This window comes from Micromonospora sp. NPDC047740, from assembly GCF_043204735.1.
Taxonomy (GTDB): domain Bacteria; phylum Actinomycetota; class Actinomycetes; order Mycobacteriales; family Micromonosporaceae; genus Micromonospora.
Genome location: NZ_JBIDCT010000057.1, coordinates 1 through 1163, shown reverse-complemented (window position 1 = coordinate 1163; position 1163 = coordinate 1). Strand labels below are relative to the sequence as shown.

1 protein-coding gene is annotated in these 1163 nt (G+C 70.9%); it reads left to right on the top strand.

From position 1 onward, the window contains the following. Positions 1–126 precede the first annotated feature (126 nt). A partial coding sequence (locus ACGF4F_RS37365; protein WP_393085270.1) for a hypothetical protein occupies positions 127–1163 on the top strand: 1037 nt, incomplete at its 3' end.

The following is a 1163-nucleotide window of genomic DNA, read 5'->3' as shown; positions in this document are numbered from 1 at the left end:
GGCCGGGAAGCGTTTCGGTGTTCACCCTGTGGCGCATCACGTTTGGGTTGGCTCGGGGAGGATGCCGGTGGCGTGGGTTGGCGGTGAGGGCCGGTTTTTGTGGATCGGTGTTGAGGCGTTGGGTCGGTGAGCGGGAAGCTGCGGCTGGCCGAGGGTGAGGCCGCCCGGACCGCGTGTGCCCGCGCTGTGCTGCGCACCGGTGTGGACGGGGCAACCGGCGAGGTCTTGCCTCCGGCGGTGCTGGCGCAACGGGTTGGTTGGTGTGCCGATCTGGTGGCGGGCATGGTGGCCGCGCTGGTCGGTGAGCATTGGAACCGCGTGGATGTGGGGGTGTTGGCTTCCGGGGTGGATGCGGGTGGGCGGCGGTTGCCGTCGAACGCGTGGATGGCGCTGCGGCGGGTGGGGTGGACGGTCGCCCCGCCGGAGGGTGTGAGGGTCAATGACCGGATCGTGCGGATGGTGCAGGAGCAGGCGGGGCGTGCACTGCGTTCGGTGAAGTGGCGTGCCGACGTGACGGCCGGGGTCCTGTCGACGTGGCCGGCCGATCCGCGTCAGCGCACCCCCGGCGAGTGGGATCAGGTTCGGGCCTCGATCCCCGGCGGAGAGCATCTGCCGTCCAGCATCATCAAGTCCCGGACCCGGCAGGCCGCCGCGTTCGTCAAGGTCAACGGTCGGCTGCCGGTGGACGTGTTCGAACTCGAAGGCGTCCCGAGAATCGGGCGGATGCTGCTGCTGGCCGCGTGTGACCGGCAGCAGGCCACCATCGAGCGCAGCGACACCGACCCGGCAAGGGCGCTGCTGCGGCTGCAACTGCCCACCCGTCCGGATCCGCGAGGGTATCGGGACTGGACGTGGGTCGAGTGCCCGATCAGGCTGCCGTCCACGGTTCCCGCCTCGGCGGTGCTGCACCTGCCCACCCTGCGCGTCACCGACGGGACGGTGCGTGCCGACGTGGCGTACACGCACCCGGTGCCGAAAGCCGCCCGAGTCGGTCACACGGTGGCGGTCGGTGTGGATTGGGGTCTCAACACTCTCCTCAGCGCGGGTGCCCTGCGACTGGGAGAGGATGGGCGGATCACGGCGTTGGGGGCTGGTGGCCAGTTCCGGGCCGCTGGGGTCCTGGCCAAGCAGCACCGCCTGCGGCGCCACAGTGAGCGGCTGCA